Source organism: Roseibium sp. (assembly GCF_039982295.1).
In the GTDB taxonomy this organism is placed as follows: Bacteria; Pseudomonadota; Alphaproteobacteria; order Rhizobiales; family Stappiaceae; genus Roseibium.
In genome coordinates this window covers 90,873-115,431 of the sequence record NZ_JBDWYP010000084.1, presented here as the reverse complement: position 1 = coordinate 115,431, position 24,559 = coordinate 90,873, and the positions used below count along the sequence as shown (strand labels likewise).

Annotated in this window: 27 protein-coding genes and 2 tRNA genes; 18 read left to right on the top strand and 11 right to left on the bottom strand. The window is 59.3% G+C overall.

Features of this window, described 5'->3' with window-relative positions; genetic code table 11:
• Window positions 1–152 precede the first annotated feature (152 nt).
• Window positions 153–842, top strand: a complete 690-nt coding sequence (locus tag ABJZ52_RS18200) for a hypothetical protein (RefSeq protein ID WP_348200060.1) — start codon at window positions 153–155, stop codon at window positions 840–842.
• Between the two features lie 29 nt (window positions 843–871).
• On the opposite strand, the gene ABJZ52_RS18195 is transcribed toward ABJZ52_RS18200, so the two are convergent.
• Window positions 872–2,560, bottom strand: coding sequence for a site-specific integrase (locus tag ABJZ52_RS18195; RefSeq protein ID WP_348192488.1), 1,689 nt, complete (start codon window positions 2,558–2,560; stop codon window positions 872–874).
• Window positions 2,561–2,653: 93 nt separating this feature from the next.
• Window positions 2,654–2,728 (bottom strand) — tRNA-Thr (locus ABJZ52_RS18190).
• A 494-nt stretch (window positions 2,729–3,222) separates the two neighbouring features.
• Between ABJZ52_RS18190 and ABJZ52_RS18185 the strand changes: the two genes are divergently transcribed.
• Complete coding sequence (locus tag ABJZ52_RS18185) at window positions 3,223–3,417, top strand: hypothetical protein (protein WP_348192485.1); 195 nt, start codon at window positions 3,223–3,225, stop codon at window positions 3,415–3,417.
• A 176-nt stretch (window positions 3,418–3,593) separates the two neighbouring features.
• Window positions 3,594–4,883: a UDP-N-acetylglucosamine 1-carboxyvinyltransferase gene (gene murA / locus ABJZ52_RS18180; RefSeq protein WP_348192482.1), complete on the top strand. Its 1,290-nt coding sequence runs from the start codon at window positions 3,594–3,596 to the stop codon at window positions 4,881–4,883.
• A 2-nt stretch (window positions 4,884–4,885) separates the two neighbouring features.
• On the opposite strand, the gene ABJZ52_RS18175 is transcribed toward murA, so the two are convergent.
• Window positions 4,886–5,419: a DUF3124 domain-containing protein gene (locus tag ABJZ52_RS18175; protein WP_348192479.1), complete on the bottom strand. Its 534-nt coding sequence runs from the start codon at window positions 5,417–5,419 to the stop codon at window positions 4,886–4,888.
• Window positions 5,420–5,710: 291 nt separating this feature from the next.
• Between ABJZ52_RS18175 and ABJZ52_RS18170 the strand changes: the two genes are divergently transcribed.
• From ABJZ52_RS18170 to ABJZ52_RS18130, 9 genes are all read left to right on the top strand, one after another.
• Complete coding sequence (locus tag ABJZ52_RS18170; protein WP_348192476.1) at window positions 5,711–6,148, top strand: DUF2948 family protein; 438 nt, start codon at window positions 5,711–5,713, stop codon at window positions 6,146–6,148.
• Between the two features lie 50 nt (window positions 6,149–6,198).
• Window positions 6,199–7,494 (top strand): histidinol dehydrogenase, encoded by a 1,296-nt coding sequence (hisD, locus tag ABJZ52_RS18165; RefSeq protein WP_348192473.1) that lies wholly within the window; start codon window positions 6,199–6,201, stop codon window positions 7,492–7,494.
• Between the two features lie 17 nt (window positions 7,495–7,511).
• On the top strand, window positions 7,512–8,006 hold the full coding sequence (locus ABJZ52_RS18160) for a UPF0262 family protein (RefSeq protein WP_348192470.1): 495 nt from the start codon (window positions 7,512–7,514) through the stop codon (window positions 8,004–8,006).
• A gap of 5 nt (window positions 8,007–8,011) precedes the next feature.
• Window positions 8,012–8,464, top strand: a complete 453-nt coding sequence (locus ABJZ52_RS18155) for a protein-tyrosine-phosphatase (protein WP_348192467.1) — start codon at window positions 8,012–8,014, stop codon at window positions 8,462–8,464.
• A gap of 130 nt (window positions 8,465–8,594) precedes the next feature.
• Window positions 8,595–8,813: a translation initiation factor IF-1 gene (gene infA / locus ABJZ52_RS18150; RefSeq protein ID WP_006939340.1), complete on the top strand. Its 219-nt coding sequence runs from the start codon at window positions 8,595–8,597 to the stop codon at window positions 8,811–8,813.
• Between the two features lie 41 nt (window positions 8,814–8,854).
• On the top strand, window positions 8,855–9,481 hold the full coding sequence (locus ABJZ52_RS18145; RefSeq protein ID WP_348192465.1) for a Maf-like protein: 627 nt from the start codon (window positions 8,855–8,857) through the stop codon (window positions 9,479–9,481).
• A 46-nt stretch (window positions 9,482–9,527) separates the two neighbouring features.
• Window positions 9,528–9,731, top strand: coding sequence for a DNA gyrase inhibitor YacG (gene yacG, locus ABJZ52_RS18140; protein ID WP_153771088.1), 204 nt, complete (start codon window positions 9,528–9,530; stop codon window positions 9,729–9,731).
• Between the two features lie 321 nt (window positions 9,732–10,052).
• Window positions 10,053–11,660 carry a bifunctional metallophosphatase/5'-nucleotidase gene (locus tag ABJZ52_RS18135; protein WP_348192461.1) on the top strand — a complete coding sequence of 536 codons (1,608 nt, stop codon included), beginning with the start codon at window positions 10,053–10,055 and terminating at the stop codon, window positions 11,658–11,660.
• A gap of 363 nt (window positions 11,661–12,023) precedes the next feature.
• Window positions 12,024–12,099, top strand: a tRNA-Phe gene (locus ABJZ52_RS18130).
• Window positions 12,100–12,280: 181 nt separating this feature from the next.
• On the opposite strand, the gene ABJZ52_RS18125 is transcribed toward ABJZ52_RS18130, so the two are convergent.
• A complete protein-coding gene (locus tag ABJZ52_RS18125; protein ID WP_348192458.1) occupies window positions 12,281–12,625 on the bottom strand; it encodes a hypothetical protein in 345 nt (114 codons plus the stop codon).
• Window positions 12,626–12,866: 241 nt separating this feature from the next.
• Window positions 12,867–13,367 carry a lactoylglutathione lyase family protein gene (locus ABJZ52_RS18120; RefSeq protein WP_348192455.1) on the bottom strand — a complete coding sequence of 167 codons (501 nt, stop codon included), beginning with the start codon at window positions 13,365–13,367 and terminating at the stop codon, window positions 12,867–12,869.
• Window positions 13,368–13,467: 100 nt separating this feature from the next.
• On the opposite strand from ABJZ52_RS18120, the gene ABJZ52_RS18115 reads away from it, so the two are divergent.
• From ABJZ52_RS18115 to minE, 4 genes are all read left to right on the top strand, one after another.
• Complete coding sequence (locus ABJZ52_RS18115) at window positions 13,468–14,367, top strand: LysR family transcriptional regulator (protein WP_348192452.1); 900 nt, start codon at window positions 13,468–13,470, stop codon at window positions 14,365–14,367.
• 356 nt (window positions 14,368–14,723) lie between these two features.
• Entirely contained in the window at window positions 14,724–15,503 is a 780-nt protein-coding gene (minC, locus tag ABJZ52_RS18110; RefSeq protein ID WP_348192449.1) for a septum site-determining protein MinC, read from the top strand.
• A 65-nt stretch (window positions 15,504–15,568) separates the two neighbouring features.
• Entirely contained in the window at window positions 15,569–16,390 is an 822-nt protein-coding gene (gene minD, locus ABJZ52_RS18105; protein WP_348192446.1) for a septum site-determining protein MinD, read from the top strand.
• Window positions 16,387–16,659, top strand: a complete 273-nt coding sequence (minE, locus tag ABJZ52_RS18100; protein ID WP_348192443.1) for a cell division topological specificity factor MinE — start codon at window positions 16,387–16,389, stop codon at window positions 16,657–16,659. The genes minD and minE overlap by 4 nt, the downstream gene beginning before the upstream one ends.
• 228 nt (window positions 16,660–16,887) lie before the next feature.
• Here the strand turns inward: minE and ABJZ52_RS18095 are convergent, their stop codons facing one another.
• The 4 genes from ABJZ52_RS18095 to ABJZ52_RS18080 all read right to left on the bottom strand — a co-directional run bounded on the left by ABJZ52_RS18095 (window position 16,888) and on the right by ABJZ52_RS18080 (window position 20,071).
• A complete protein-coding gene (locus ABJZ52_RS18095; protein ID WP_348192440.1) occupies window positions 16,888–17,403 on the bottom strand; it encodes a redoxin domain-containing protein in 516 nt (171 codons plus the stop codon).
• Between the two features lie 132 nt (window positions 17,404–17,535).
• On the bottom strand, window positions 17,536–18,234 hold the full coding sequence (locus tag ABJZ52_RS18090) for a pseudouridine synthase (RefSeq protein ID WP_348192437.1): 699 nt from the start codon (window positions 18,232–18,234) through the stop codon (window positions 17,536–17,538).
• Between the two features lies 1 nt (window position 18,235).
• The gene (locus tag ABJZ52_RS18085) at window positions 18,236–19,276 is read right to left on the bottom strand and encodes a class I SAM-dependent methyltransferase (RefSeq protein ID WP_348192435.1); all 1,041 of its coding nucleotides are present in this window, start codon (window positions 19,274–19,276) and stop codon (window positions 18,236–18,238) included.
• A 147-nt stretch (window positions 19,277–19,423) separates the two neighbouring features.
• Window positions 19,424–20,071, bottom strand: a complete 648-nt coding sequence (locus tag ABJZ52_RS18080) for a class I SAM-dependent methyltransferase (RefSeq protein ID WP_348192432.1) — start codon at window positions 20,069–20,071, stop codon at window positions 19,424–19,426.
• A gap of 101 nt (window positions 20,072–20,172) precedes the next feature.
• On the opposite strand from ABJZ52_RS18080, the gene ABJZ52_RS18075 reads away from it, so the two are divergent.
• Window positions 20,173–21,120, top strand: coding sequence for a LysR family transcriptional regulator (locus ABJZ52_RS18075; RefSeq protein ID WP_348192429.1), 948 nt, complete (start codon window positions 20,173–20,175; stop codon window positions 21,118–21,120).
• Here ABJZ52_RS18075 and ABJZ52_RS18070 read toward each other — a convergent pair.
• Window positions 21,098–21,688: a GDYXXLXY domain-containing protein gene (locus ABJZ52_RS18070; RefSeq protein WP_348192427.1), complete on the bottom strand. Its 591-nt coding sequence runs from the start codon at window positions 21,686–21,688 to the stop codon at window positions 21,098–21,100. The genes ABJZ52_RS18075 and ABJZ52_RS18070 overlap by 23 nt on opposite strands.
• A complete protein-coding gene (locus ABJZ52_RS18065; protein ID WP_348192425.1) occupies window positions 21,685–23,037 on the bottom strand; it encodes a DUF2157 domain-containing protein in 1,353 nt (450 codons plus the stop codon). The genes ABJZ52_RS18070 and ABJZ52_RS18065 overlap by 4 nt, the downstream gene beginning before the upstream one ends.
• Window positions 23,038–23,168: 131 nt before the next feature.
• Between ABJZ52_RS18065 and ABJZ52_RS18060 the strand changes: the two genes are divergently transcribed.
• A complete protein-coding gene (locus ABJZ52_RS18060) occupies window positions 23,169–24,506 on the top strand; it encodes a flagellar biosynthesis protein FlgA (protein ID WP_348192422.1) in 1,338 nt (445 codons plus the stop codon).
• Window positions 24,507–24,559: the final 53 nt, after the last annotated feature.

Sequence of the window (24,559 nt, the reverse complement as noted above, 5' to 3'; positions counted from 1 at the left end):
ATCGCTTGGCAGGCGCAGCCCTGATCGGGCATGCTGCTGCCGGGTGATATCGGTCCACATGTGCAACTCCGTCTTTCTTCGCAAAATCGACAGAACCACAAGTAACTGATATCACTCAAATTATTTATCGGTCAGGCTCTTAGGGGTTTTTTATGATGAGGTGGAATGCATCCGATTCACTCGATGATTTGGGCGAGCTGCTTGTTGAGCTGATTGATGCACTTGCTGTTCCGACGTTCGACAATGGTGATTTCGAGGGGCACTTGGAGCAAATAGATGCGATCATGGCGGCTGCGCCGGAACGCCTTCGGAAAACACTAAAGTCAGCAAGAGCTCAGCTGGACAGTGACGCGAGGCGCAACTGGTTCGACTTTCTCGACGACCAAGGCGGCGTGAAGCGCCTTCAAGTGATTTCAGAACTCAGAAGCAAGATGGAAAGCGGGGGTTACCTATACCATGGGACCACCTCTGGGAATTTGGAACGGATTTCGGAACACGGCCTCGACCCCAGCGTGAAGCGTGTCTGGAAAGACGAGCAAGCAGACAGGCGTAATCTGAAAGACGCTGTTTTCTTTGAAGCCACGTGGCGTGGCGCGACAGACTGGGCACTCGCCGCCGCCGCTCGAGCGCGAGGCCCTAAGCGCAGCCGATCCCGGGAACGTGTCGTGCTCCGTGTACCGAGAGCGGAGTTGGAGGTATTCAAAGACCCATTGTCGGCGAAGCCTGGTAGCGTATGGGTTCGTGGGCCAGTATTGGTTCGCAGCGCGGATGTGTTGACCGAGCCGTTTTCAGGCTTTCCTGACTGGAACCCGCTGACCAAATTTTTGTCTCGATCCCATTAACTAGCAAACGCTAAGGCGCATGGTAAAGCTTAGTTGCCTTTCAAGTGCGACAGGTCCAGCTTTGGATACTCAATCTTCTCAATCGCCTCAGCGAGCCGCTTAAGTCCAAAGCCACTGCCGTATCGCGCTGCCATGCCGGGTACCGAATGGCCCTGTAGGGCATTCATAAGCTCTGAAGGGACATCGCTGTTTCGACAGGCATCCTCGAACGAGTGGCGGAAGCTGTGGAACGCGTTCTTTGCGTGTTTTGCATCGACGCTTTCCAGTAGACGGCGAAACTGACGGGAGTAGGGGCTTGAGTAGTAACCGTCAGCCCCCTTGGGCATCTCGGGGAAGAGCCGTTTTTGTTTCGCCTTCCGTCGCTTGTCAATGAATTCCGGTAAACCGAGCGTCTTCAGCATTGGGTGGACGGGAATGAACCTGTGGGACTTATTGGTCTTGAGCCGCTGATCATCGCCGTCGTCCGTCAGTTCGAAGCGGAGAATGCCGTCTTGTTCTGCAATATCTGATGTATAGAGCTGAATGATCTCGCCCGACCGTGCTCCTGTGAACAGGGAAATGAGCGGAACCCAGTATAGGCCGGTCTCGCGAGGAACGACCTTGCCCGGCGTTAGCCAAGACCAGCTGGACTTGCAGCCGGTATAGAGCGGCGCATTGAAGATGGCCTCAAGTTCTCCTGAGGTGAACGGATGGCGTTCATCCCTTGCTTTGCCGCTCTTTTGGAGCTTCATGCCGTCAAGGGGGTTTCCAGAAACGCCATCGTAATTGACTTTCGCCCAGTTCCAGAAAGCTGAGACGAAGCCAATGATCTTATTGATGTTGGTAACCGACATAGGGGGCAGTTCGAGCTCCGCAGCCTTCTTGGCCGCTTCGTCAAAGGCCATGTTCTTGAGGTCGGCTTGGCTGGTCCAATTGGCCGGAAGTGCCATCAGAGCTTCCTTGAATGCCCTCGCATCTGCCCTGCCATATTCTTCTAGCGTCTTGTCTCCGGCGATAATGACGAAACGATCTATCCAGATGCTGTGATCGTCCGCTGTTTTGGCTGCCCAAGAGGTGCGAGTTTTCTCCGTGATCCACTGGGTGATTGCGACGGACAAAAGCGGGGTATCCGAAGGGGTAACTTTTGCGATCGTCGGAATAAGAGGCGTCTCTATGACTTCCCCCTCATTGCGTTCGCGTTGTGCCTTGGCTGCTTTAATCGTAACCGCTTGCAGCTCACGGACGAGCTTGGGCCAACTTGACGACTGAGGCATAAGCTTCAGGTCCACATCAGTCCACGTGAGGACTTCCTCGGCTTCTTCCCTAAAGAAGGGATCTTGGATACCCCGTGCGAAGTCTCCCCGGTTCCCGGCATCGAGATCGTTGATGTCCTGCACATGCTCTTCAAACGAGCTTCCCTCGAAACCTTCCAGTCGCAGCTCCTCATCCTCGCGGAGTAGGTGGGCGTAGTAGATCTCGCTGATGCGTTTGATCTGGGCGTCCGTGAGTTCCTCCAATGCCGGTTCTGCCTCACGCACAATCTCTTTGCGGTGAGCATCGAACAAGCGGTCCACCCTCGCTGCCTCGACACGGACCCGGCGGACTGCCTCGCGAAAGTCCTTCGTCCGCAATGAGAAGGTTTCTTCCGCTTTCGGATAGCTGCTCTTGATGTCCACGGGGATTGCCGCGCGGTGATAGAAGGTCGCGCCGCGGCGGTATAGGCGAGGGTGTCCAGACATCTTTTCCATCGCTCCACTGTAACAGTGTGATGGAGCAGCGCGAAGAATAAGTCCTTCGAAACCAACAAGTTATTGATATATCTAGCTTGAAAATGGTGCTGCCGGAGAGATTTGAACTCTCGGCCTCTCCCTTACCAAGGGAGTGCTCTACCCCTGAGCTACGGCAGCATCTGGTGGCAGGCGTCTGGGATGCGGTGCGGTCAGTGTAACTGGAACCGGTTCATGGACGTGTCCAGAACCCCGAATTTCCCAAGGCGCAAGTGCCTGAGCGGTTGATCTTGCCAACCGGAATGCGGGGCTTTTGCCACAGTTGACGGTGGCGTGCAAGCGCCAAGTCGCGGTTTTTAAAAATGCTTCGGCAAAGCGGAAGCTTGTCCTTTGCAGTTGTGTGCCTCCAGCGACGCAAAGGTGGCAATATGGCTGAGGTTTCCAGGTGTCCTGGAGGGCTTTACGTCTTCTGCAACAGCGCTCTTTCCGCCTGTGGAAAGAGCGAAGTGAAGGCGCGCGGCGACGAGCCGGTCATCGCGGGCAATATGAGATGATCCACGACCGCTTTGCGCGCAGCGAGCTCCGCCGTCGGTCTTGTGGCAGGTGCGTCTTGTCATCGTTCCGCATTCAATGGAAAACAGGACCTAAGACCGACGTGATGAGGTGTAGGGAAAATGACCGTGGACAAGTCAGAAAACAGGGATGGAGCCAATCCCGATGCAGAGCCCTCTGAGGGAGCGGACAAGAGTGAGCCGAAAAAGCCCAGGGAGACCAAAGAGGATCGTTTGGCTCAGGCCTTGAGGGCGAACCTGCGCCGGCGAAAGTCCGCCGCCAAGGCGCGCAAGAGCGATGGCAGCGGCAAGGAATAGAAACAGATCCATCGATTCCCGGCGCCTGGCTCTCGAGGTTTTCAGGGGACGGTCGCCTCAAGTTAACCGCCTTGTTGCCTTGCATGGGCCACATCGAGCGTGTAGATGCCGGGTTTCTAGGATTTTCGCGCCACGCGGTAAGGTTTCTGGCGCATATCGATCATCAGGGTGGGACCATGGACAGCATTAAGGTCGTCGGCGGCGCAGAGCTCAACGGCATCATTCCGATTTCCGGCGCCAAGAATGCCGCCCTGCCTTTGATGATTGCATCGTTGCTGACGGACGAAACCCTGACGCTGTCCAATGTCCCGCGCCTGCGCGATGTTGCCCAGCTGACCCAGATCCTGTCCAATCATGGCGTGGACTACTCGGTCAATGGCAAGCGCAGCGGCCAGGACGAGCTGGAAGGTCAGACGCTTCATCTCACGGCCCGCGAGATCGTCGACACGACGGCGCCGTATGAGCTTGTCTCCAAGATGCGCGCCAGTTTCTGGGTCGTCGGCCCACTTGTTGCTCGCATGCATGAAGCACGCGTGTCGCTCCCTGGCGGTTGCGCGATCGGCACGCGTCCGGTTGATTTCTTCATTGATGGTCTGGCAGCGCTTGGCGCTGACATCGAGATCGAGGGTGGCTATGTGGTGGTCAAGGCGCCCGGCGGCCTCAAGGGCAACAGGGTCGAGTTTCCCAAAGTCTCGGTCGGTGCGACACATACCATCATGATGGCGGCAACTCTGGCAGAAGGCGAAACCGAGATCGTCAACGCTGCGTGCGAACCAGAAGTGGCCGATCTTGCGGCTTGCCTGAACGCCATGGGTGCGCAGATCGAAGGGGCTGGCACCTCGACAATCAGGATCCAGGGCGTCAAGCGTCTGCATGGTGCCCATCATGCGGTTGTGGCCGACCGGATCGAGACCGGAACCTATGCCATGGCGGTCGCCATGACCGGCGGCGATGTGCTTTTGAAGGGCGCACGTGCGGATCTTCTGGAGAATGCGCTCAACATTCTGCGTCAGACCGGCGCAGAGATCACTGAGACAAAAGATGGCCTGAAAATCTACCGAAACGGCAATGGCATTCAGCCGGTCGACGTGACGACCGAGCCATTCCCCGGCTTCCCGACCGATCTCCAGGCCCAGTTCATGGCTCTGATGACAAAGGCTGGCGGACAGAGCCGGATCACAGAGACGATCTTCGAAAACCGCTTCATGCACGTGCAGGAGCTGGCGCGGCTGGGCGCACAGATCAGCATCGACGGACGCACCGCCGTCATTGATGGCGTCGGTACATTGCGTGGCGCACCAGTCATGGCGACCGACTTGCGTGCATCTGTTTCTCTTGTGATCGCCGGGCTGGCCGCGGAAGGTGAGACCACCGTCAACCGTGTCTATCACCTTGACCGTGGTTTTGAGCGGCTTGAAGACAAGCTGACCCGCTGCGGAGCGCAGATCGAACGTGTCTCTGGCTGACGTCAGTCGACACTCTGGCGTTCAATGACGCGTCCACGCGATGTGAAGGAGGGGCTGGGTGTGCCCGCCCCACCAGTCATGACGGCTTCTACGATCGGGCTGAGGGCAGGCAGCTCTGACTGCCAGGTCGCAATGAAATTGGCGCCGCGCCCACCAGTCTGGTCATTGATCTGAACCAGAAAATCATGTGAGGCAAAGGGTGCGAGCTTGATGGCCTCGGTGGTCAATACACGCACCTCTTTGCCCGTTTCGTCGTGATAGCTGACTTTCTCGATGAAGATGTCTGTCTGTGGATCCACGTTATGGACGGTCAGCGTTGCGGCAAGCAGGACGGACCGGTCAGAGAAGGTCTGAATGCGCGAATAAGCGGGCACATAGTATGTCTCACCAAGCGAACGGAGGAGCGAGCTGTCCAGGTTCTCTGCCCTGACAGACGGTTCTGAGACGCCGACAGTCATTCCCGCAGCAAGCAAAACCACGCCAAACCAGCGGATCAGCGGCGCAACAGGTTTGCTCATGATGCGTAGCAATTTCATTGTGGCTCTCTGATCATGTGGGTTGATGCCTGTTTTCGACAGGATGGAAGAGGTGTTCTAATCGCAGGTTATGCAAGGTTGAGGCGCGTGTGGAGCACTAATTTGGTGAGAGCCGAGTTTTCCTTTTGCCGGATTGTCAAATCCGGCTTTAGCCGCTAGGTCATCAGATAACTGATGTTCGGTTTGACCGGGCGCTGCAAACCAGTGCAGCCTGGCAGACCAAATGTGGGACAGGCCTAAAGAGGGCCGAAATGGGCCGAAGTGGGCCAAACAGGGAATGTGTCTTTCATCATGGATCAGCTGAAACTTGCCGCTCTGGATGCCGAAGACCTCGAGGTCGTGTCCGCACACATTCAGGACGCGGTTCTGACCGTCGGCGACATTCGCTTTCTTCCCAAGGAGCAGAAAGCGATCTTTGCCATGAATCGCTTCGTCTGGGACAAGGCGGCGGACAAACGCACAAAAGAACATGAACGTCGTCGGGCCGCGCTTGCAGTGTCTCAGGTCAGCTCCATGAAGGCGATCGGCATCCGTCAGGATGCCAAGGCTGCGGTTCTCGAGCTGCTCGCTGTCACCTTCGAGGAAACCGAGGCGCCGGCGGGCCGTCTCCGCCTGGATTTCGCCGGTGGTGGCGTTCTGTTGCTTGAGGTCGCTTGCATTGAGGTGCAGCTCTCTGACTTGGGTGCAGCCTGGGGAACACCCAATCTGCCGACCCACGAACTGGATTAAAAACAACGGTGGCGGCGTCGTCCGTCCCAAAAATGCAAGGAGCTCTGGGCTTGGCGGTACGTCTGTCAGACAAGGATGCGGACTTTGGGGTGCGCTTCCAGACGCTGCTTTCGGGCAAGCGTGAGGTTTCCGAGGACGTCGACCAGGTCGTACGCGCGATCCTCGAGGATGTTCGCGAACGCGGTGATTCAGCGGTTCTGGAATACACGGCAAAATTTGATCGGCTCGATGCGGCTAGCATGGCTGAACTGAAGGTTTCGGAAGCGGAAATCGACGCTGCCATGACTGCGGTGCCGCAGTCGACCATCGACGCACTCATGCTTGCACGCGACCGGATCCAGTCTCATCACGCGCGTCAAATTCCCAAGGACGACCGCTACACTGATCCCATCGGTGTGGAGCTTGGCTCCCGCTGGACGGCGGTTGAGGCGGTCGGGCTCTATGTACCGGGCGGCCTGGCCTCCTATCCAAGCTCTGTTTTGATGAATGCTGTGCCGGCCAGGGTCGCTGGCGTCGAACGCATTGCGATGGTTGTGCCCAGCCCGGATGGGGCGCTTAATCCCCAAGTCCTGGCGGCTGCCCGGATCGCAGGTGTTTCCGAAATTTACAGGATCGGCGGAGCCCAGGCGGTTGCCGCGCTGGCCTACGGGACGAAGACAATTGCTCCCGTCAGCAAGATCGTTGGCCCTGGCAACGCGTTTGTAGCCGCGGCCAAGCGCCGAGTGTTCGGCACGGTCGGGATTGATATGATCGCTGGCCCGTCCGAGGTTCTGGTCGTCGCTGACGCCGACAATGATCCTGATTGGCTGGCGGCCGATCTTCTGGCCCAGGCCGAACATGATGCAGTGGCGCAGTCAATCCTGATCACCGACAGCGCAGATCTTGCGACAGCGGTGGAAGGGGCGGTCGAGCGTCAGCTTAAGACCCTGCCCAAGGCCGAAATCGCCGGTGCCAGTTGGCGTGACTTTGGAGCCGTCATTGTCGTCGAGGACCTGGATGGCGCCATGCCGTTGGTCAATCGGATCGCAGCAGAACATCTGGAGCTCGCCGTGGCTGACCCCGATGCAATGCTGGAAAAGGTTCGCAACGCTGGCGCTGTCTTCCTGGGGCGCTACACACCGGAAGCGGTTGGCGACTATGTTGGTGGCTCGAACCATGTTCTGCCAACGGCCCGATCTGCTCGCTTTTCCTCTGGCCTGTCGGTTCTGGATTTCGTCAAGCGCACCTCAATTTTGAAGTGCAACTCAGAGAACTTGCGGCAAATTGGTCCGGCAGCAATTGCGCTGGGCGAGGCCGAAGGGCTGGATGGACATGCAAGGTCTGTCGCGATACGCCTGAACCTCTAGGGATATGGGGCACACGCATGGCCGAGACGGAAGGTGAAGTCGAAAGTGGCGGAAGGCTGGTGGATGTCGTTCTCGACGAAGCCTCCATCTCCCGTTCGACGCCGGACGTGGAACATGACCGTGCGGTGGCGATCTATGACCTAATCGAGGAGAACAGTTTCTCTCCGGTCGGTCACCCCGCCGGAAACTTCGTTCTGCAGCTTTCTGTTGTCGAAAAGAAGCTTGTCTTCGCCATTGCAGGTGACGATGGCAACCTGCTTGTGACCCATGTTTTGTCGCTGACGCCTCTGCGCAAGATCGTCAAGGACTACGATCTGATCTGCGAGAGTTATTTCGAGGCGATCCGCCATTCGACACCAAGCCAGATCGAGGCCATCGATATGGGGCGGCGAGGGGTTCACAATGAAGGCGCCGAAGTTCTGATGGAGCGGCTGAAAGGCAAGGTTGACGTCGACATGACAACGGCGCGGCGTCTCTTCACGCTGGTCTACGCCCTCCACTGGAAGGGTTGAGCGAAATGGCCGAGCCGGGCATGCGTCCGACTGCGGTGTTGTTTGCTTGCGGCATGAATGCCGTGCGCTCCCCCATGGCCGCAACCATTGCGCGCCATCTTTTCCCCAATCAGATCTATGTCCGCTCCGCTGGTGTTCGTCAGGGTGAACCGGATCCCTTCGTCGATGCGGTCATGGCCGAAATCGGTATGGACACGAGCAGGCATCGGCCCAAAACTTTCGAGGAATTGCAGGAATCCGGTTTCGATCTTGTCTTGACACTGGCACCGGAGGCCCACCACAAGGCGCTTGAGCTGACCAGAACAGAGTCGGTCGATGTCGAGTACTGGCCAACCATGGATCCGACGCTTGCCACCGGAAGCCGGGAGCAGATTCTGGATTCCTACCGAGCGGTCCGCGATCAGCTGATGGCGAAAATCAAGAAGCGCCTTGGCTGGAACCCGCCGCCAAGCGGCTGAATCGGCCTGACCAGACCACGATCTCTGACAGCAGTGATTTAGTTTGAAAAGGCTCAGAAAGAACGGTTCACATTCCTGTCGTGATCCGTTAGGTTCGCCGCTCATCTGAACGCCTTAATCAGGATACCATATGGCCAAGGAAGAAGCTCTGGAGTTTCCGGGCGTCGTCACGGAACTGCTGCCAAACGCGACTTTTCGCGTGAAACTGGAAAATGACCACGAGATCATTGCTCACACTGCGGGGCGCATGCGCAAGAACCGCATTCGTGTTCTCGCAGGCGACAAGGTGCTGGTCGAAATGACCCCTTACGATCTGACCAAGGGTCGTATCACCTACCGCTTCAAGTAAGACGGCCGCGAGCAAGACGGCAGAAAATGGCAGTGGCAGGCATGACGAAAGTTCCCGCACTGATCCTGGCTTCCGCGTCGCCGCGCCGTCTTGGGCTGCTTCAGCAGATCGGTCTCGAGCCTGATCACCTGATGCCGGCCGATATTGATGAGACGCCGAACAAGCTTGAAACGCCGCGCGCGCTCGCCTTGCGTCTTGCAAGGGGCAAGGCGGAGGTCGTGCGCGCCATCGTCGGGCAATCGGAAGATCTCGCCGATTCTGTCATTCTTGCCGCAGATACTGTGGTCGCCGTCGGGCGCCGCTGTCTGCCCAAGGCCGAAATGACCGACCAGGCCCTGGCCTGTCTGTCATTGCTGTCAGGGCGAGGCCATCGCGTCTTTACCGGGGTCGCTGTCATTGCACCCGATGGAAAGCTGCGTTCCAAGGTTGTCGAGACCCGTGTCCGCTTCAAACGCCTGTCGCGCAAGGACATTGACGAATACATGGCGTCGGGCGAATGGCGCGGCAAAGCTGGTGGCTATGCCATTCAGGGTCTGGCGGGGAGCTTTGTTGTCAAACTTGTCGGCTCCTATCCCAGCGTCGTCGGCTTGCCCTTGAGCGAGACCGTCACGCTTTTGTCTGCTGCCGGCTATCCGGTGCACAAGGACTGGCCAACATCGGCGAGCTGACGCAGGATGCGTGGCCGCTGTGTGGCCCACCAAGATGAGCGCTGTCATGAGCGAAACCAAAGAGACATCCAGTCGCCGCATGCGGCCTTGCCCTATCTGCTCCAAGCTGTCGACGGATGCAGATTATCCCTTCTGTTCGCCGCGATGTGCCAAGGTTGATCTCCACCGCTGGTTCTCCGAGGGCTACACCATTCCTGTGGTCGAGACCGACGATCTGGACGATCCCGAGCGAGACAATTTCGACGGCTGATTTCGCCGCCTGTCTCCTCGTCTTGCAAATTTAGCCGACGATGCAATTTGTCATGTTTTTCGCCGTTTAACTGCTGTTTTGATCAAGCAATGGGCAACGTGATAAAAAATATCTCTTGTCGTGAAAAAATATTCACTGCCATAATGATCTCGCAAAACCTGTCATGTACAGGAACCCTGGCGACACCGGGAGGCAGAGGCAGAGATCAGCGCCTCATTCGCCCACCAGGTTTCTGAAGTGACGAAAAACCGTCGCACGGTCGTGTTATTGCGGCGGAACTATACAGGGATCAAGGATCCCGACATCAAAGGCGAGGCACTGATGAGCAAGTTCCTTTTTGGCGCGACTGCGCTGGCCATGACGACGGCGCTGAGCGGCGCTGCAATGGCCGACTACACCCTGACCATCCTGCACACCAACGACGTGCACTCGCGGATCGAGTCGATCAACAAATACGATTCCACCTGTGACGCGGAATCCGAGACCGAAGGCAAGTGTTTCGGCGGCGTCGCCCGGATCAAGGCGAAGATCGACGAGCGTCGCGACGAGCTGTCCGCAGAGGGCGCGAATTTTGTTGTCGTCGATGCTGGCGACCAGTTTCAGGGCTCGCTCTTCTACACGACCTACAAGGGCGCAGCTGCCGCCGACTTCATGAACGGCATTGGCTACGACGTCATGGCCGTGGGCAACCACGAATTCGATGATGGGCCAAAGGCGCTCGCAGGCTTTCTCGACAAGGTGACGTTCCCGGTCATTTCGGGAAACCTTGACCTCGACAACGAGCCGCTTCTCAAGGGCCGCATTCCTGGCACTCTGGTGCTTGAGCGCGGCGGCGAAAAGATCGGTTTCGTCTCCAGCCTTGCTGAAGACACGGCCGAAACCTCATCGCCAGGTGACGGTGTGACTTTCCTGAACTCCGAAGAGGCTCTCAAGGCGCAGGTTGCCGAGCTGGAAGCTGCAGGCGTCAACAAGATCATCGCGCTCACCCATGAAGGCCTGTCCAAGGACAAGATGATCGCGGCGGCCGTGCCCGGTATCGACATTATCGTCGGCGGTCATTCGCACACGCTTCTGTCCAACACGCAGGAGCGTGCTGAAGGTCCGTATCCGGTGCTCGTCAAGAACCCGGACGGCAAGGATGTGCCTATCGTTCAGGCCTATGCCTACAGCAAATATGTCGGCGATCTTGTCGTCACCTGGGATGATGCCGGCAACGTCATCGAGGCCGTTGGAGAGCCGATCCTCCTCGATGCTTCGGTTGAGCCGGACGAAGAGTTTCTGGCGCGTGTCGTCGAAATGGCGGCGCCTCTCGATGAAATCCGCAATGAAGTGGTCGCGCAAACCAGTGGCCTGATCAATGCGGACCGGACGGTCTGTCGTGCCCAGGAATGCGAAATGGGCACCCTGGTTGCAGACGCCATGTTGGCCCGGGTCGCTCCGCAGGGCATCCAGATCGCCATTCAAAATGGCGGCGGGCTGCGCGCGTCGATTGATGCCGGCGAGGTGACCATGGGCGAAGTTCTGACGGTGCTGCCGTTCCAGAACACACTGTCGACGTTCCAGCTCAAGGGGTCCGATGTGATCGCCGCGCTTGAAAACGGTGTGTCCAAACTTGAGGAGGGCGCAGGCCGCTTCCCGCAGGTCGCCGGCCTCAAGTACAGCTTCTCCAAGGCCAAGCCGGCTGGCGAGCGCATCAGCGACGTCGAGGTCATGAACGGCGATGCCTATGCACCGATTGATCCGGACAAGGTCTATGGTGTGGTCTCCAACAACTACATGCGTGGCGGCGGCGACGGCTACAAGGTTTTCGCAACAGCCGGCATGGACGCTTATGACTACGGCCCTGATCTGGCTGACGTGGTTGCCGAGTACCTGGCGACCAAGGGCGATTACACGCCATATGTCGACGGTCGGATCACAGAAAAATAAGACTGGCACCTGTCAGGCGAGGGCCTTTCATCGTCGTGCAAAGTCGAAGCGCGCCGCATCAGCGGCGCACTTTTTTTGGTTCTATCCTTGATGTTGGACCAGGGGAGTGGCGCGCACAGGACGCGGTGTCTCCCTGGTGCAGCGCCAAAGCCATCAAAATGCGCGTCAGGGTAACTTTTCCCCAGCTGATAGAGAGCTGAAAAGCCAAGTAAAACCGGGGTTTTGACAGGGGGTTGGGTGTCTTTGCGAAAAGCCTTGCAAGGGCGGTGAAAAACTTTGCCGGGACGCTGGACAAGCCCGCTTCCAGCTTCTATAAGACCCGAGCTTTCGACGCGGCGACAACATGTCCGCCAGCCGTCAGATGCCCGGATAGCTCAGTTGGTAGAGCAGCGGATTGAAAATCCGCGTGTCGGTGGTTCGAATCCGCCTCCGGGCACCACTCATCTCTTTGAATTGAATAGACTGGAACTCGCGATCCGTATTGCGGACGGGTTGATCGTGACGCGTCTGGGCGAACTGCCGAAACGTCTACATGTTGCGGGCCGGGCGATTGGCCGGCCGGGACAAGGGCATTCAAGTTTGCTGTTCTGAACTGACGCGTGCTTCAGGTCGGAAATAGCCTAGACGAAGACACGCGCCAGAGATGCGACGGCCATTGCCCTTGCTGCACGTTCTGGACCCTTGAGCGGGCAATTGGCGTTTGCCGCCAGCCGGGCAGGTGGAGGGAAGGACAGGCTGTTGAGGTCGGTTGCCTCGAGGTCGTCCAGATCCGTTGCCTTGGCGGCGTCTTCTGCGGCAAAGCGAATGGTGTCGAACAAGGTTACCACCGCCTGCCAGACCTCGATCGGCGGGCTGTCGTTCGTTGTGCACCAGCGAACGATATCGGCAGGTTCAGCCTTCAGATAGGCCGCGGCCTCTTCGGCAGAAAGTCCGAAAAGATCAATAATTGCCTTGAAATTGCTCATGGTTCGCACCGGGTCTCTTCATTCACATTTCAATATTGCACTGCAATATGGCGAAAGTCGAGCCGATAACGGATTGGTGGTTAAGTTGTTCGCTGGTTAAACGCGCCGGAGTGGTCATTTTCACCGCTGAAGACGCCGCCCGTCGGAGCGTCTCCGGGCGATTTGAGGGCGCTGTCCCGAATGTTGGAAAGCCTGGCTCCAAGGCAGGGAGGGGGCCGATGCAGCCAGACATCCAGGTGTCCTAGTGTTCGTAGGCGCCAGCCGAATAGGTCAGCTCGTAACCGTGGCTGTAGATTTCGAACACGATGCCGAACGGATCTTCTACATAGACCATGCGATAGGGCTTCTCATCCGGAAAATACTCGCGCACCGGCATGCGCTGTTTTCCACCTGCCGCGACGATCTTCCTGGTCAGGCCTTCGACATCCGGATCCTGAATGCAGAAGTGAAACAGACCGGTGGTGCGGTAGTCGAGATTGTCAGTGGGCTCCCGGTTTCCCTTGAATTCGAAGATCTCGACCCCGATCCTGTCGGAGGTCGACATATGCGCGATGCGCAGGCTCCCCCAGCCTTCGCCGAAGACGTCGGTGCACATGCGGCCGATGTCGCTGTCGTCTTCCGTGATCTCCGTCGGCGGCATGATCAGGTAGAAGCCGAGTGTTTCTGAGTAGAATTTGACGGCGGCGTCGAGATCTGGAACCGACAGTCCGATGTGTGAAAAGCTCTTTGGATAGGGTGTCATCCTGGACCTCCTTGGCGTTGCGATAACTGCAATTTAGGGATTGAAGATCAGAATAAAAAATTATTATAATTAATGAAAATCATAATAAAAAGTTTTGATCATGCTGAATGCGACCTGGCTCGAAACGTTTGTGGCCCTTGCTGAAGAAGCGAGTTTCACGCGCACGGCGGCGCGCCTGAACATGACCCAGCCCGGGGTCTCCCAACATCTGGCCAAGCTTGAGGCCGCCGTTGGGGTGCCGCTGGTCCAGCGCATCGGCAAGACCATCGTGCTCACGGATGCCGGCAACGCGCTCAGAAACCATGCGCGCGTACGACAGGCGGAAGAGCAGGCGCTGCTGGAACGTATTGGCGAGGACCGCGCGGATGTCGGGTCTGTCGGCATTGGTGCCTCCGGCAGTTTTGCGACCGTGCTCTACCGCCGCTTGCTGCCACATCTGGTCGACGTGCCGGAGCTGATCGTGACCCTCGAAGCTGCGCCCGAGGCACGGGTGATCGAAGCGGTTGCCGCAGGGCGTCTGGACCTTGGGGTGGTGAGCGGGGATCCGCGGCATGCCCGGCTGGAAGCGGAGAAGATCGGAGAGGAAGATCTCTGTCTTGCCTTGCCGGCGGAGACTGGCCCCGCCCAGCCGGATCTTGACGAGTTGCAGGATATGGGCTTCGTCGACCATCCGGATGGTGCCGCTTATGCAGAGATGGTGATGCCGGACAATTTCAAGGGCTTTCAAAGCGCAAAGGCCCTTCGCAGGCGTGGTTTCGTCAACCAGATCAGCCAGATTCCGGCGCTCGTGGCGGCCGGTGCCGGCTATACCATCTTGCCCCGTAGCGGCATCGACGGCTTTGCAGGGGCGGCACCATTGCGGATTGCGGTCTTGCGCCATCCGGTCCATCAGGAGCTGTGGCTGATCCGCAGGGCAGGGCGCCTCATGCCAACGCGGTGCCTCTGGGCCATGACGGAAATCAGAGCCCTCTCCGAAGAGCTTCGCGCCCCGTCGGTCTGATCCTCTCTCGTTTGGCTTTTCGGCGCGCCGATTCCCTGCACGCCGTGCGATTCTTCAGTCTGCGCGTCGTTTCTGGGCAGAACGGCGCGAAAACATGAGGTCGGCGTCCTTCGGCGCTATGCAGTTTGCCGATCGGGCTAGGTGATTGTTGCAGTTGGGTTTCCGCCCACACACCGCCTGTCCAGGGGGCTTTGTTGACAGGTTCCTGATTTGTCCAATTTGCATTCATGTCGGTTTTGCGTCCATTAACAGTGGAAAACAGCGCGCCGCCTAAATGTCCGGCGTCAGGAATGATACCTCTATGGGATCAGAAACAGACCGCGTGTCTCCAGCCTTGAAAGCGCCATGAGCCCCTTATGAAGTTCAAGGGTAAGTCCTTTATCGCCATCGTTCTCACGCCGGAGACGCCCTCCGACGCGTGGTTTGCCGAGCTTGACCGGATCATCTCCCGTACGCCCGGCTTCTTTATCGATCGGCCGATCATTCTGGATGTGCGCGGCCGGAAGATGCCGATCGACGAATTGCAAGACCTGCTTGCAGGTCTTGCTGAACGCTCCATCCAGGTCATGGGGATCGACGGGGTTGCCGGCACGCGTCTGAAACCGGGCATGCCGCCAAGTTTTGGCGGTGGCCGTCTGGCGTCCGACGTCGAGGTGCCCGAGCCTCAACCGGAAGCTTCTGGCGGATCCGAAGAGGGCGAGCCTGAGACGCCAAAGACCAAAGGTGCAAAGGCGCCTGCCAGGAAAGGCAAGAGCGAAGGCAGTTCGGATCAGCCGATCAGAGTGGCGACCGGGCCTGTTCCCGACAGCCAGTCCATCGTTATCACCGAACCCGTGCGCTCGGGCCAGAGTGTCATGCATCCGGCGGGCGATGTGACGATCCTCGGATCGGTCTCCTCCGGAGCGGAGGTCATTGCGGGCGGATCTATCCATGTCTATGGCGCCCTGCGCGGCCGGGCTCTGGCTGGCGTGTCGGGCAACGACAATGCACGGATCTTCTGCTCGAAGCTGGATGCCGAACTGGTCTCGATCAACGGCCTCTACCAGATTGCGGATGATTTTAGCGGCGACGTTCTGAGCAAGGCGGCCCAGATCAGGTTCGAAAACGAGAAGCTGATCTTCGAGCCGCTGGCCTAGGCAGCTGCCGATCAAAGGGTTTTCCGGGGTCGCACCGGGAAAATTGGAAAACAGGAAAGCACACCATGAGCAACGCCACAGTCATCGTGGTCACTTCGGGCAAGGGCGGCGTCGGCAAGACGACCTCGACCGCCGCCATTGCCTCTGCGCTGGCCAAACAGGGATACAAGGTTTGCGCGGTCGATTTTGACGTCGGCCTGCGCAACCTGGATCTGATCATGGGCGCCGAACGCCGGGTGGTCTTTGATCTTGTCAACGTCGTGCGCGGTGAAGCCTCGATCAAGCAGGCGCTGGTCCGCGACAAGAAGCTGGACAATCTCTACCTGCTTCCGGCCTCCCAGACCCGCGACAAGGACGCGCTCACCGACGAAGGCGTTGCCAGCGTCATCAACGAGCTTCGCATGTATTTCGACTGGATCGTTTGCGACAGTCCGGCCGGCATCGAGCGCGGGGCAACCCTGGCCATGCGTTATGCGGATGAGGCGATCATCGTCTCCAACCCGGAAGTCTCTTCCGTGCGCGACTGTGACCGGATCATCGGCCTTCTGGATTCCAAGACCGTGGTTGCCGAAGACGGCGGGCGCATGCCGAAGCACCTTTTGATCACGCGCTACGACGTGGAGCGGGCAAAGCTCGGCGACATGCTTGCGGTTGATGATGTGGTCGACATTCTGTCCGTGCCGCTGATCGGGGTTGTGCCCGAAAGCCGCGACGTCCTGAAAGCGTCCAACGTTGGCCTGCCGGTCACTGTTTCGGACGAGGCATCGCCAGCGTCCAAGGCCTATACAGAGGCCACGCAGCGGCTTCTGGGAGAAGACATTCCGGTCACGATTCCATCCGAAAAGAAGGGTCTGCTCGGCAAACTCTTCAAGGGGAGGGCTGCATGAACATCATGGCCTTCTTCGGCAGGCGCGATGACAGCGCCTCCGTCGCCAAGAACCGACTGAAGATCCTTCTTGAGCACGAACGTGGCGGCAACTCGTCTTCCGACGCCAAGCTGATCTCTTCCTTGCGTGAGGATATCCTTGCCGTCGTTGCGCGCCATATCAACATCGACCCGGACGCGGTGCAGCTGGAGATGGATCGCACCGGCGACACCACGACCCTGGGCATCGACATCGAGCTCCCGGACACCGACATCCGCAAAAGCGCCTGAGCAGAAGCGCCTGAGCAGAGGCGACGAAGCGAGCGGGGCGAAACCTCGCCGCTTTGTCGCGCGATGGCGGTCTTCTGTCATCAAGGCCCGCTCTCCGCTACACCGCCTTCCCGGTTTGCCGCCAAGCGGCAAGACCGCGACACAGTAGCACCTCCGCCCCAAGGGGACGAATGCCTGCGCTGACTGTGCTCCTGCCTGCGCAGGGAAGGCAGAGAAGGTCGGCGTGCGTTACGCCGTGCCTCTGACCGGGCGGTCGTTGGTGATGTTGAAGATCATGCCATCAAGCAGTTCTTCAAGGTCGGGCCGGGCGGCGGGGCCGTTGGAAATATCCACCAGCATGAGCGTTCCATCAGGGCGGATGGCAAAGGCGCCGGGCTCTGCAAAGTTCTCGGTGGTTTCGGCCTCGGACAGCGGTTCGGAGACGTAAAGGCCGAGCGCGCGCATCTGCGCTTCGCTCATGCCGTAGCAGAGCTCGAAATCCCAGCCGAATTCGTCCATATCCGCCCGGGCCTTTTCCTTTGTGTCGGCGGAGACGACGAGGACGTCCATGACCTCGCTCCAGGCAGGAAGGGCGGCGTTGAGCTTGTTCAGGTAGCGCTTGCACCGCGGGCAATGCTTGCCGCGATAGACAAACAGCATGGTCCAGCGGTCCTTGGCTTGGCCGATAGAGATCGTATCTCCCGAAAGAGCCGGAAAGCTGGTCGGTTCAATTGGTGCGCCTACGCGCGGCTTGGACATTGTCATTGCATATCCTTTGGTGCTGGCAAATTCAGATAAAGAGATAGTATCTCTTGACCATCCAGTGCCGCCGCGGACCAGTAACATTTGCGCGAGCTGCCAGCCAGGGAAGTGGACGGCCCCGTCAGGTGAAGAGTTTCAGGCGAAGATTTTCGCGACTTCATCTTCACCCAGCAGCTTCCATTCGCCCTCGGGCACGCCATCTAGGCCAAGCCCGCCGATGTGCGTGCGGGTGAGGGCGGTCACATGGTTGCCGGCGGCGGCGAACATGCGGCGAACCTGGTGATACCGACCCTCGTGCAGGGTGAGGCGCACATGAGTGTCGCTAAGGACTTCAAGCTCAGCCGGTTTCAGCGGCTTGTGCTCGTTTTCCAGCATCATCTCGCCGGAGGCAAAGAGCGCTGCTTCAGAGCCGTTCAGGGGGCGATCAAGCGCAGCCTCGTAGATCTTCGGTACGTCAGCCTTGGGCGAGATCACCCGGTGCAGCAGATCGCCATCGTCGGTGAAGAGCAGGGCGCCCGAGGTTTCCTTGTCGAGCCGTCCGATCGTGGACAGGGCCGGCTTGCGCACCCTGTAGCGGTCCGGCAGCAGGTCATAGACCAGCTTGCCCTGATCCTTCGTCGAGCACGTGTAGCCGAGCGGCTTGTTCATCAGGATCACCATGCCGACGGCCGGGTCCAGAGGTTCATCGTCAAACAGAATATCGTCATGGGCCGTCTTGGCATCGGCCTTGAGCGTGTTGCCGTCCCGGTCGGTCACCCAGCCGTGCTTGATTGCGGTCTGAATTTCCTTGCGGCTGCCGTAGCCGAGGTTCGCGATGAGTTTGACCAGCCGCATGTCACTTCACTTTCCGCTTGATCGCGCGGATGACCTTGTAGCCACCTTCATCTGCGATCATGTCCACCACGCCGAAGACGTCGTTCAGCGTTGCCTCATAGGGCAGGTGCCGGTTGGCGACCATGTAGAAGGTACCGCCGCTGCGCAAACCGCCCGCGGCTGCCCGTATGAAGGCCTGGCCAACGTCGGAACGGTCGGCCTTGCCTGTCTGGTGGAACGGCGGATTGGAGATGATGAAATCATAGGGCCCTTCGATGCCCCTGGTGACATCCGACCAGATGCCGTTGAGCATCTTTTTGCCCTTGAAGCCTGAAAGGTTCTGCTCGGCCAGATCGAGTGCGCGCTTTTCCGCTTCATAGAGGTCCATGGCGGCAACGCCCGGCGCGCGTTCCAGAACGGTGCGAGCGAGATAGCCGAAACCGCAGCCCAGATCAGCTCCCTTGCCCGCGAGTGTCTCCGGCAGGTTGTCGGTCAGGAGTTTGGAGGCCGTATCGATCCGGTCCCAAGCGAAAATACCTGGCCTGCTGACATATGAGCCCTCGAGGATTTCGCGCGGCGCGTCCAGCTGAAGCCATTCGTCGAGCAGTGCAGTGTTGACCGCGTCCGGTGAAACGGTCGCCCAGAAGACGCGACATTTGTTCTTTGACAGTTTGCCGGTCAGACCAGCCAGCGCGCCGAGGTCGGCCTCGGCGGTCTTTGCGCCTTCGGTGTTGGGCGCACAGGCGAGAACTGTGCCACCGGCAGCCGCCTTTTTGACAGCTCGTGCGAGCAAGGCACGCGATTCCTGTCGCTGCCGGGTCGGTAGGGCGAGCACGAGGGCAAAGGCCGTCTCGTCCGTTTCCGCGACGACCTTGTAGCCTGCCTGGTCGAGAGCATCGCGGTCTGGTGCGAAGCTTTGTTCGCACGTGAGCACCGCTGTGGGGATTGCTCTGAGGTCTCTGCCCATCCTCGCGCGCAAGAACAGCGCCTTCGCGCCATCGGCAAGGTCAAGCATGCCTTCTTCAAGAGGCAGCGTCAGGGTTTCAAGCACGGTATCGGTCATTGTCGCCAATCATGATGAGGCGCGCGGACCAGAAGGGCGGCGCGTCCGGGACTTGGCGGAGCTATAGGCATCTTCACCGGCAAGGTCAAAGCCAAGCGGCAAACCGGGCAGAAAAACCGGGCGCTCGGTGCGTTTCAGTCGAAACGCTCATGGGGCAGGCTTGTGCGCGATGATGAATTGGCTCGTAATTTTCGGAAAGGTGATGGTCTCGATGAGCTCCAGGCCATTCTCCGCCATCAGATCATCCACATCGCCGGTGGTCATGAAGCGTACCGTCGTCGGGGCCTTGTTGAAAAGGCGCAGCGCCCAGATCAGAGGGCCGAAAAGGATCTTCTGGTGACCGAGGCAGACGGTCTTTGTGATCAGCAGGCCGCCTGGTCTCACAAGCTGCGTCAGCCGAGAGGTTGTGGCGGCAGGGTCTTCGGCCAGGTGCAGGAAGTTGAAGGCGAGCACAGCGTCGTAGCCACCGTCGGCGCCATTGGCAGCCGGCGCCACGCGCTCGTCGAAGGGATCCGCCTGCACAAAGCGCAGATTGGCCTGAGGGTCCTGCGCGAGCTTCTCGTTGGCGATCTCGATCATCCCGGCGGCAAAGTCGGTGGACAGATAGGACTTCACCGAGGGCGCAAGCAGCAAGGCTGTCGATCCGGTGCCGCAGCCGACTTCCAGAACGTTGCTTTCGGGGCCAACGTGCTCACGCACTCTGGCCAGCCACCGCTCATAGCCGGCCTGATCCCTGATTGGCGTCTTGGCGTAGCGTCGGGCAAGTTTGTCCCAGAAGGGGGCGCTTGAGGTCATGGGGGCTCGGCTCACAGGCTGGTCATAAGATATTGAATAGATAGCTGAGGCGATTTTCTCGGAAAATTGCTAAAAAATGAAGAAGTGATATACATATTTGCATGAATTGGCAGGCGATCTCTTTTGACTGGAACAACGCGCGGGCATTCCTTGCCACCGCCGAAGAGGGGTCTTTTTCGGCTGCTGCCCGCGTGCTTGGGTCGACCCAGCCCACACTTGGACGGCAGGTGGCAGCGCTTGAGACGGAGTTGGGCGTCGTCCTGTTCGAGAGGGTGGGCAGGTCGCTGAAATTGACACCTTTTGGCGCCGATCTGCTGGATCACGTCCGGGGCATGGCGGAAGCGGCGCGTTGTCTCTCGCTGGCCGCCTCAGGTCAGGCCCAGTCGAGCGAGGGCAAGGTCTGCATTTCCGCCAGCGACCTGATGGCGGCCTACCTGTTGCCGGAGCTGATCAGCGAACTGCGCCGACAACAACCGGGCATCCACATCGAGGTGTTGGCGTCCAATGCGCTGAGTGACTTGCGCCAGCGCGAAGCGGACATCGCCCTGCGCCATGTGCGTCCGGATCATCCCGAATTGATTGCCCGTCTGATCCGGGAGATGTCTGCCAGCTTCTATGCCTCGCCGCGGTATTTGGCCGAACATGGACGCCCGGAAACCTTCGACGACATGGCGTCCCATGCGTTGGTGGGGTTTGTCGACGATGGCGTGTTGCTTGACCACCTCAACCGCAGCGGCGTGCCGGTGACTGCTGCCAACATCATCTGCAATTCGGCTGACGGCAATGTTGCCTGGCAGATGGTGCGCGAAGGCCTGGGCATTGGCATCATGGCCGACGATATCGCCGGGCGTTGCCCGGATGTCGAGCGCCTGTTTCCCGGGACCGACCCTTTCCGCTATCCTCTTTGGCTTGTCACGCACCGCGAGCTGAACACCAGCCGCCGGATCCGGCTGGTGTTTGATTTCCTGGCCGATGCCTTCAAGCAACCACGGCCCGTGAAACGCCCCGCGGCTGACAGCGGGAACCTTAAAACGCCTGCTCGGAGTTGAAGGGTTTACCGTCAACAAGCAGCCGGACAGGCAAGGATCGGCCATCGTCGGCGACACGCGCCACAAGCCTGATGCGGGAACTGTCCATGCGTTCGATCTCAAGCCCCGTGCCTTCGGGCACATAAAAGGCATCCAGACCGTAGTCGACCACGATCATGTCCTCGAACACGGAGCGGACGATACCGGCAATGGCCAATGGACCTGCCACGGAGCGGTCTGCCGTGATCAGGGTCGGTTGAGCGGGCTCATCCCCATCTGCTTCCACACCCACATAGACTGTGTCGCCTGGGGAAAGGACTTCGCCGGGGGCAACAAGGCGAACGCCCAGACGGGTGATCGCAAGGTTGATGATGACGTAGTCGCCACGCAGAAGGTCGCGTGGATCGACAGGCCGAACCTCAAGCGTCACTTCACTGCCCGTCATCTGCACATTCAGGCGATCGGCAAGGGGAAATGCGATGAGCGCCAGCTGAAACAGGGCGAGGATCCCCCACTTCAGCCAAGGTGAATGCCACAGAGAGCGGTGAGCCAGGTGATCGGGCGCGTTTGCCATGGATGCGCTGGTCATGACCTTGCCTCCTGCGCTGTGGATTGCTGTGGCGTTCGACGCCGCAACATGCGTGTGACGGCAAAGGCGAGGCCCAGCAGAACCACGCCTGCGATCAGGAAGAAGACCGACTGTCCGAGGAGGCTCCCGACCGTGACGTCGAGGAGCCAGAGAACGGCAGCTGCCAAACCGGCGTAGCCGCACAGCGTCCAGAAACTGTTGTTGTGGAGGGTGCCCATCAGACTGATTGCCACCAGTGCCGCAATGTTCAGGGCGGCGACAAGGATGATATTTGGCGAAATGAGCGGGATCAGAACCGCCAGAAGGGCAAGGAGAACGGCAGCAAACAAGACCCTTGCCTTGCCTGTCTTGAAGGAGAGGAGGAAACCGGCTGCGCTCATGACAACGGCCAGCCCGATCGTCAAGGCAACCGGCGCAGTCGTCAGCGGGGCCTGCAGCCGAGCAGGGTCGAACTCCGAGTGGAAGAGCAGCACAAAGACCAGCAAGCCACAGAGCAGCGCAACGCCCACATCCTGTAAGCAGCTTGCCAGCAGCCAGCGGCCGTGGCTCCTTTGCGGATAGTAGTCCGACCATTTGACCAGAAGTTCGCCGATCTGGCCAAGCTGAACAAGTGAGGCGGCCAGTCCGGCAAAGCCGGTAACCACCATGGCAAACAGGATCGCATCTCCGCCCTGGAGGGTTTCTCCCGTGTCCGCAAGCCAGCGTCCAAAGGTGATCAGCAGCAGGGATGTTGCGGCCCAGCGGCAAAGGCGGTTCGGGTGGACGACCGGATGCAAAAGGATAGCGAGCAGCAATGCGAGCCCGATCAGGCTTTCCAGCAAGGGTGCCGCTCCAATATCCGAGCGCCCGATCTGCCAGGAGATGGCTGCAACGGCTGCAACGATCAGAGAGGTTCTGGAGCCTGCAATCCATGCAGCAGCCAGCGCGCCGAGGCAGACGAGGAAAGCACCGCCCGGCCAATTGGTCGGCAGATGGAAAATCTGGCCAACGAGAGCCAGCGCGCCGACGAAGACGAGAGTTGCGAAGGCCGTTGCCAGATCGGCCAGACCCTTGCGTCCCGAAGCTGAGGACCATGCCGCCAGACCATGGGAGCCGAGTACGCAGAAAACGATGCCGATGAGCTTCACGTTGCGCGGGATCGCGCCCCAATTGGCGGCGATGAAGGCCGCCAGGGCAAGCGCGATGCACAGAACCCCGATGCCGCCAAGCATCATGGGGACCTTCGAACGACCATCTTCAGTCGCTGTGGAGGCAAGGATGTGGGCTGCACCATCAGATGTGAGCCAGCCTTTTTCCACCCAGGTTTCAACGTCGTCGCGCAGGCGCTTCTTGTAAATCAGGTCGAACATCTATTGGGCCATCTTTGTTTTTCGATCGAAGACATACCTCAGTGCCGATCATGTTGACAGCCAAGTTTGTTGAGAGTTCGATGGGGTTGGAGGAATAGGGTTCCGTCCTCCGGAGCCCGGGAGGATAACACATGAACCTATCACGCATGCTTGGTCGTCGGGCCGAGGATGGCCGTCCTGTTCGCGTCGGCCTGATCGGAGGCGGCAAGTTCGGCTCCATGTATCTGACTCAGGCGCGTCTGACGAAGGGCATCCAGATCCTTGGCATTGCCGATCTTGATCCCCAGCGCCTGCGTACCACCTTGAAACGCGCCGGGTGGCCCGAGGAGCAGACCGACACGTCGTCCTTTGCAGCAGCCTATCAGTCCGGCCGGACCTATATCACCGACAGTGCTGATGATCTGATCGCAGCCGACGGCCTGGACGTTCTGATCGATGCGACCGGTGATCCCGCTGCTGGCATTCGCCACTGCCTGGCCGCGTTTCAGCACGGACGTCATATCGTCATGGTCAATGTCGAGGCCGATGCGCTGGCTGGCCCATTGCTGGCAAAGCACGCAGATGCAGCCGGCCTCGTCTATTCGCTGGCCTGGGGCGACCAGCCTGCGCTGATCGCCGAACACGTGGATTGGGCCCGCACCTGCGGTTTCAAGGTGGTCTGCGCGGGGAAGGGGACGCGGTATCTTCCAGGTTACCATCATCTGACACCGGACACGGTCTGGGACACGCTGCGCACCTATCTGGCTCTTGATCATCCTGACCAGATCAACCTCAAGATGTTCAATTCCTTTCTGGATGGCACCAAGTCGGGCATCGAGATGACGGCGGTCTGCAACGCCACCGGCCTGACGCCGCAAGAGGATGGCCTGGCCTTTCCGCCGGCGACGCGCTTCGAGCTGTCTTCCGTCTGCAAGCCACGGGAAAACGGCGGAACATTGAGCCGCAGCGGCACGACGGAAGTCACCTCGTCGCTCTACCGCGATGGCACGGATGTTCCCCATCATCTGGCCATGGGCACCTATGTGGTGATTGAGGGCGAGACCGACTACGCCCGTCAGTGCTTCACCGAGTATCACATGCTTGAAGATGACAGCGGGCAGTTCGCGGCGCTTTACCGGCCGACCCACATGATCGGAATGGAGCTGGGTGTCTCCGTTGCATCTGCTGCCCTGCGCCGGGAGCCGACCGGTGCTCCCGTGGGGTTTCATTCAGATGTCGTGGCAACCACCAAGAAGGCGATGAAGGCCGGTGAAATGCTCGACGGCGAGGGCGGCTTTACCGTCTGGGGGCGTCAGTGCCCGGCGACGGCATCTCTGGCAGCAGGCTACCTGCCGCTGGGTCTTGCAAGTCAGGTGGCTTTGACCCGCGATGTGGCAGAGGGGCAGATGCTGACCTGGGCCGATGTTGCGCTGGACGCCGACGACCCGGCCTATCTGTTTCGCAGGGAAATGGAGCAGACCTTCGGCTGATTAGGCAGCATGCGGCCTGCTGTCTGCTTCAATTTTTGGCTGCGTGGTCAAAA